Source organism: Dietzia sp. HMSC21D01 (genome assembly GCF_001815995.1).
GTDB lineage: Bacteria > Actinomycetota > Actinomycetes > Mycobacteriales > Mycobacteriaceae > Dietzia > Dietzia cinnamea.
On sequence record NZ_KV823651.1, the window covers coordinates 1 to 7,168 of the forward strand.

At 74.2% G+C, this 7,168-nt stretch carries 2 protein-coding genes and 1 pseudogene; 1 reads left to right on the forward strand and 2 read right to left on the reverse strand.

Annotation, left to right across the window (positions count from 1 at the left end; all coding sequences use genetic code 11):
• A pseudogene (locus HMPREF3086_RS01300) lies at nucleotides 1–640 on the forward strand (DNA gyrase subunit A); the annotation flags it as partial.
• 15 nt (nucleotides 641–655) lie between these two features.
• Here HMPREF3086_RS01300 and HMPREF3086_RS01305 read toward each other — a convergent pair.
• A complete protein-coding gene (locus tag HMPREF3086_RS01305) occupies nucleotides 656–4,078 on the reverse strand; it encodes a UvrD-helicase domain-containing protein (protein WP_070719766.1) in 3,423 nt (1,140 codons plus the stop codon).
• Nucleotides 4,075–7,017 (reverse strand): PD-(D/E)XK nuclease family protein, encoded by a 2,943-nt coding sequence (locus HMPREF3086_RS01310; RefSeq protein ID WP_070719767.1) that lies wholly within the window; start codon nucleotides 7,015–7,017, stop codon nucleotides 4,075–4,077. Before HMPREF3086_RS01310 ends, HMPREF3086_RS01305 begins: the two co-directional genes overlap by 4 nt.
• Nucleotides 7,018–7,168: the final 151 nt, after the last annotated feature.

Below are 7,168 nucleotides of genomic sequence, written 5' to 3' on the forward strand. Positions count from 1 at the left end.
TGCCGCCCCGGTGGGGCCCTCCCGCCCGGGGCGGCGGTCGGCGGCCGTCGAGCAGGACGCGTGGGCGGTCCTGGACGAGCAGATCGGCGAGCTGTGCGACGCGCTCGCGGAGCTCCTCCGGGTGCCCGCTCCCGCGCCGGCGGTGGTGGCGGTGGACGACCCGCGCAGCTCGGACAGCCCGAGCGGGGTCCTGCTGGACGGGTCCGGCGTGGATGACGAGACCGGTATCCGCACCCTGCTGTGGCATCTGCGGCGCACGGGACTGGACTCGGTGGAGGGCCTGTTGCCGTTCGCGGAGCCGCTAACCACCGAGCGCGGCTTCGACGTGCAGGCGGCGCGGTACGAGGATGCGATGGGCGCGGGTGTCCTCGGGTTCGAGCCGGGAGGCGACGCGACCTGGGCCGGGCGGTTGTGGCCGATCGCCGAGCGGAGCGGTTTCGGCTACGCGGTGTCGTACCGGGGAGGCCCCGACGCCGGCTCGGTGTGGGCATACGGCGGTGGGCAACCCCTGCACCGACTGTGGGATTCCGTCGTGGACCTGCTGGTGGATTTGTACCAGGCGTTCACGGCGGGGGCCCCGTGCGACTCCGCGCTGGCGGCGGTCGCGGCCGGACGGGTGGTGTGGAGCAACCTCGGCTGAGGCCCCACCCACGCCTCAGCCGAGGTCGCGCGCCACGACCGTCGGCCGGGCACCCCGGCAGAAGACCAGCTCGATCCGCGAGACGGCCCTGCCGGTGGAGCCACCGAGGAGCTCGGCGTACGCGCACAACTGCAGCAGGTATTCGTCGACGGTGTCGGTGGTGACGGCGACGTCGGTCTTGTAGTCGATGATCGACAGCGATCCGTCGTCCTCCTGCACCACGAGGTCGACGACACCGTCCACCGCCACCCGCGTCCCGTCCGACGTCGTCAGGGTTCCGGCGGCGGGCAACTCGGCCCAGTGCGTCCTGCTCGCCGCTCGTCTGACGGGCTCGGAGGTCAGCGCGGTGCGCGCGACCGAGACCATCTCGGCGACCGCTTCGGGATTGCGGCTGCCCTGCAGGCCGCCGCCCAGTCCGAGGGCGACCAGCTGGTCGGCCGCCCACCGGTCCCAGTCCGCCATTGCGGAGTCCGGGTCGGCAGCCGGTCCGAGCAGGCGACTGAGATCGGTGTGCTCGGCCAGGTGGTGCACGGCGGTGCCGACGTCCGGCCCGGAGGCGACCGGTGTGTACCGCGGCCTGGGCGGCAGCTCCTCCGGCCGGGCCGGGGCCGGTGCGAACCGCTCCCGCAGCGCAGCGGCCAGCTGCTGGGGGAGGGACGGTTGGCGCTCGACGTCCTCGTCTCCTGGTGCGGCGTCCACCGCGTCGGGGTGCACGATCCGGGTCGCCGACCAGCCCGCACGCTCGGCGGATCGGGCCGCGATCTCGCGGGTGCGCTCGGTCCACCCGGCCTCGTCGGGCACGTCGACCTCAGGCGCGGCCGCCGCCTCGAGCAGGTTCTCGCCGTACTCCACCAGCGCGGGCGCGTCGGGCACCTCGACGATCGACCCGAGCAGCGACCCCCACAGCTTCTTGGGGGTCTTCTTCTGGGTCAGCACGTAGCCGTGCCCCGAGACCGCCAGCCGGCTCTCGGCGCGGGTGGTGGCCACGTAGAGCAGGCGGATCCGCTCGGCCAGCGAGTGCTCGGCCTCGCGCGCGGCGGCGCGGCGGAAGGCCGGATCGCGGACGATCGTCGAGAACGACGCCGCGGGCCGCGGCGGTTCCTCCTGCGTCCAGAGCAGGCGGGACCGGTCATCGGGCCACTTACGGCTCATGCCGGCGAGAACGACCATCGGGTACTCGAGACCTTTGGAGGCGTGAATGGTGGTGATGCGCACCGCGTCGACGCCGATCTCGGGGATCGCGGCCTCGGGCACGCGGGCGTCCTCGGCGGTCAGCGCCATCGCCCAGTCGGCGTACTCCCGCAGGTCGGCGCGGGCGGGATCGGCCGCAGATTCCTCCCACTGCCACGCGTGCTCGATCACGAACCGGATCCGCCGCCACAGGTCACGCCGCCTGGGGGACTCGGCGACGGACTCGAAGACCATCCGGTCGTGCACGAGCCTCTCGAGGAGTTCGCCCGGCCGCCTGGTGGAGCGGCCGAGGGCCGAGAGGTATCGCATGCCGTCAGCGACCGGCGACGACACGAGGTCGTCAGGGGCGGGGGCGGTGAGTGCCCAGCCGCCGCCACCGGCTCGCCAGCGCACCAGGTCGTCGTCACCGCAGCCGAACAGGGGTGAGCGCAGCGCGCCCACCAGTGACGCCTCGTCGGCGGAGTTCGCCACCGCGCGGACGGCCAGCAGGAGATCGCGGATCTCCGGCGTCCCGTAGACAATCGAGGACGCCTCGGTCCGGAAGTCGATCCCGGCGTGATCGAGGCAGGTCTCGAGCATGGGCAGCGATCCGCGCGACGGCAGGAGGATCGCGATGTCACCGAGACGAAGGGGGGTCTGCTCGCCGTTCTTCGACTCGTGGGTCCAGCCTTCGCGGATGGCGGTGACGATCACGCGGGCCACGTCCGCGGCCTCGATCCAGTGACGGGTGTGGTCGTCACTCGCCTTCGGCGGGCAGTGCGGGGGGACGTCCTCGGTGCGGAAGACGAACGGACGCGGCCCGTGCGCCGGGTCGTGCGCGGGGCGACCGGGCGCGGGCTCCAGAGCGCGGTACTCGGGTTGGACGCCGTCGGTCGCGGTGAGGACCTCGGAGAACACGTCGTTGACCCAGTCGAGCACGGCGCGCGAGCAGCGGAAGTTGGTGCTCAGCCGCTCCACCTCGACCCCGCTCGTGGCACCGCCGTCCCCTTCCCGGGCGCGCAGGTACGTCGCGATGTCCGCACGCCGGAAACGGTAGATGGACTGCTTGGGATCGCCGACGGTGAACAGGCGCCCGGGCTCGGTCCCCGACCCTCCCGGCCCGGAGGTGAGCAGTTCGGCCAGGTCCAGCTGGATGGGGTCGGTGTCCTGGAACTCGTCGATGAGGATCCGCTGGTAGCGCTCCCGCACCCGCTCGCGGATGGCCTCGTTCCGGAGCAGGTCGCGGGCCAGGACCAGCTGATCGTGGAACTGGAGCGTACCGTGGCGGCGCCGCTCGTCGGCATGCCGGCGGACGACCGGGATCAGCGCGTCCAGGACGAGGGCGATCCGCGGACGCCAGTGCGCGGCGAGGACCTCACCGCACAGTTCGGGCAGCTGCTTGATCTCCTCCTTGATGGAGTCGAGCACGTCCTTCCCGCCCCAGCTGGCGCCCTTGCCGCCGCGCCCGACTCCCACCGGCTTCGCGAGGAGCTCGACCCAGGTGGGGGACGCGGCCGGATCGGTGGTCGCGGCCTCGAGACTCTCCAGCCACGCCTGGTGCTTGCCGAGGGTCTCGTAGAACAGGTCCGTCTCGTCCCGGCACGAGTCGCGCCACCCCACGACCGAGCCGATCGCGGCGACGACCTCCGACAGGTCCGGCGACCCGGGAAGTTCGGCCGGCCCGGCGTAGAGGGGCTCGCCGGGCAGGCGGTCCCAGTCGCGGTGCAGGGCCACGACGACCTCGCGGAAGGCCAGGGGGCCGACGCCGGCGTCGAGCATGTCGTCGACGGCCCGCGCCAGGTTGCCGCTCCGCTCCGCCGTCGGGCCGCTGCCGAACAGGACGGTGGCGCACTCCTGCCACAGCGCCTCGACGGCCGCGGCCTCGGCGGTGTCCTGTTGGGCGGTCACCTTGGGCGGGATCCCGGCCTCGAGCGGGTTCTCGGAGAGCAGGCGCAGCGCGAAGGAGTGCAGGGTCCCGATCGCGGCCGTGTCGAGCCCGGCCAGGGCCTTGTCCGCGCGGGTATCACCCTCCGCGCGCCGCTCCACCAGGTGCACGCGGAGCCGGTCGCGCAGCTCGGCGGCCGCCTTCTCGGTGAACGTGATGGCGGCGATCCGGTCGATCGGCACCGCGTCGTCCAGCAGGAGGGTGCTGAGGCGGCGGACGAGGGCGTACGTCTTGCCGGTCCCGGCTCCCGCCTCGACGAACAGGGTGGCGGCGGTGTCGGTCTCGACGCGGTCGCGGGCGGCCTGGTCGGGGAGCTGGCTCATGAGGTCGTCTCCGATTCGGATTCGGTGGTCACCGCGGCGATCAGGCCCGCGAACGCGGGGTGGAACGAGATCGGCTCCTGGCCCGACAGCTTCTCCCATGCGCGGTCCAGCTCGTCGCCGCCGAGCAGGTTCGCCAGATCGCGCGAGGAGCCCCGGCCACCCTTGAGCGGGAACCACCCGCGCTGGAGGGCGTCGATCAGGTGGCCGACGTCCTCGCGGACGCGGTCCATGACGTCCTCGGTGATGTCGAGCGAGATCTGCTCGAACTCCCCGCGCTCGGTGCAGTACCAGTACCGGGCCCCGCTCACCGGTGCCCGCCCGGCGGACTGGGCGGCCGCGGCGTAGAGGGGCAGCTGGAAGCGGGTGCCGCGGAGGGTGGGATCGTCCGCGGTCGGGCGGGCCTCCGCCTCGGGAGGTTTGCCGGTCTTGTAGTCGGTGACGCGCTGCGTGCCCGCGCGCACGTCGAGTCGGTCGATCGACCCGGCCAGGAGCACCGTCGCCGCGCCCGTGGACGTGGACACCTCGAACGGGATCTCGACAACCGAGCCGTCGCCGTCCGACCGCCCGAACCCCAGTTCCGTCGCGGCCGGCCGCCAGCCGGCGTCGAAGTCGGCGCTGTCCTCGGCGAACCACCGGTCGAGCTCGGCGACGAGCATCATCTCGCGTCGACGCCACAGGGAGGCGACCAGGCCGGGAGAGGCGGCGATCGCGGCCTCGCACTCGAGCCGGAGCGCCGCCATGAGCAGATCCCGGTCCGGCCCGGAGCCGCTCTCGATCCGGGCGGAGACGTACCGCTGGAGGATCGCGTGGACCAGGTCACCGTAGTCGCGCAGGTCCATCTCGATGTCCGCCGCCGGATCGTCGAGCGTGCGGACCCGCAGGACGGTGGAGAGGAAGAACAGGTAGGGGCTCTGGGCCCAGTCCTCGAGCCGGGTCGGGGAGAGGGGCTGCTCGAGGACGGTGAGCAGGTCGGCGGCCGACGACACGTCGCCCGTGAACCGGGTGAACCGGCCCTGTCGGCGGTCGCGGCGCATCTCGTGGGCGGACACGAGCAGCGCGGGGGCGTCGGGACGCGTGCGCCACCCGCCGGCGGCGAGGTCACGGAGCCGCAGTTCCGTCCGGGTGGCCGGATCGGTCCCCAGGGCCGCGGGCGGGGCCAGGACCCCGTCGACGAACGAGGACACGCCGATCACCGCAGCGCATCCGGCCACGTCCTCCTGCCAGCGAGTGGCGTGGACGGGTGAGCCGACGAGCCGGGAGAGCGTGGGGAGCAGCCAGCGGGACGGGATCCGGTCACCACCGCCACGCATCGAACCGCGGGGGAACGAGCACAGCCGGCGCTCGGAGCCGGCGGCCAGCGCGAGCTGGAGGACGCGGTAACGCTCGTCGAGCACCTCGGCCGACGGGGGCTCGACGGACCCCTCGGGCAGCAGCGGGTCGGGCGCGTGGAGGACGGGCAGCAGACCCTCTGCCATCCCCACCACGCAGACCGTGTCGAGGTCGCGGCCCACGGCGTCGTCGATCGGCCCGAGGGCCACGCCCGCGCCCTCCTCGCCGACCCGGTCGCCCACCGGATCGAGACGGGCGGTGACGGCGCCCGCCACGCGGTCCCGGGTGATGGCGGGTGCGATGGCGTCGAGGTCGGCCAGGGCGCCGACCACCGCGAGGACCGCCGCGCGGTCCGGACCCTGCCGGAAGGCCGCCGTGACCAGGCCGCGCACCGCGTCGGCGGCCTCCGTCCAGGTGCGGGCGGCGTCGACCGCGGCCAAACCGGACCGGATGAGGCGGATCAACCGCAGCAGGGCGGACGCGGCCGCGCGGTCCGACTCACCCAGCACCTCCGACTCGCCCGATGCCTCCGGCTCGGTGCGCAGGTGCTCGTCCAACCGGTCCCAGTCGCCGCCGCCGATCACCGGGAACCGGGTGCGGGTGAGGGTCTCGACGCGCCGGGACGACACGGCGACCCCCGAGTCGTCGAGGGGGGTGACCGAGCCCTCGGCGATGATCGACAGCAACTCCGCCCGCGGCATCACCGACGTGTCCAGGCGCAGCAGGCGCACCAGTGACCGGCCGGCGGGGGAGCGACCCAACGTCGAGTCGGAGGGCCCGTACACGGCGATCCCCGCCTCGGCGAACGCCCGGTGGAGCAGACGCAGGTAGGGGTCCGGGGACGGGTAGTAGACCCCGATCCGGTGGCCGGGGACCCCCTCGGCCAGGCGGGAGCGGACGAAGCGGACCACCGCCCGCACCTCGTCGTCCGAGTCCGACGCGTGCAGGACGTGGGTCCCGGTGACCGCGTCCGCGGACGCGGGCTCCGCCGCGGAGGCGAGATGGTCCGAGCCGGTGCCGGCGACGGGCGTCACGCCGCGTTCGGAGAGCGCGACCCGCAACCTCCGCTCGGCGTGCGTGCCCCGCAGCGGCGCGGCGAGCACGACCCGGCCCAGGTCGTCCAGCCGCTCCAGCGCGGTGGTGACCGCCTCGTGCTGCGTGTAGTAGGCGCCGCCCGTCATCTCGTGCGCCTCGCCGGCGAGGCGGAGCACCTCGGAGTGCAGCGGCGTCTCGGCGGCGACCGACCCGGGCTCGACGGTCCCCAGGCGCAGGCACGCACGGGCCACCGCCTGACCGGTGACGGGCTCGGCGGCCACGGCGGCCAGGCGGCCCGGATCCGCGTCGAGCGCCTTGTCCACGGCGGCGGCCAGGAGCGGGAACGGCACCGCGGCCCGCGGGGCGAGCACCGGTGCGGACAGCTCGTCGACGATCTGGGCGGCGGTCCGGACCGCCACGTTGACGGCGCCGCCGGACAGGGCCAGCGCGCGGACCAGGTCCCGGGCGGCCCCGAACGACGGCACGATCACGGTGATCCGGCCGAGCGGATCGGCCGCCCGGAGGCGGCGGACCTCGGCGACGAGGGCGGGGGGATGAGCCTGGGATCCGGTCACACCGCCATGGTGCACCACGGGTCCGACACGGCCGATCACCCGAGTCCGACCGCCCGGGCCGCGGCCCGGCCCCACCGCGCCGCGTCGACGGGGGCCGACGGGTGGTCCTGGCGGTGCGCGATCACCGCCTCGACCACGCGGAACGGCAGGG

Coding starts and splice junctions, on each gene's coding strand:
- HMPREF3086_RS01305 (WP_070719766.1), bottom strand. CDS start 4,078: ATGAGCCAGCTCCCCGACCAGGCCGCCCGCGACCGCGTCGAGACCGAC.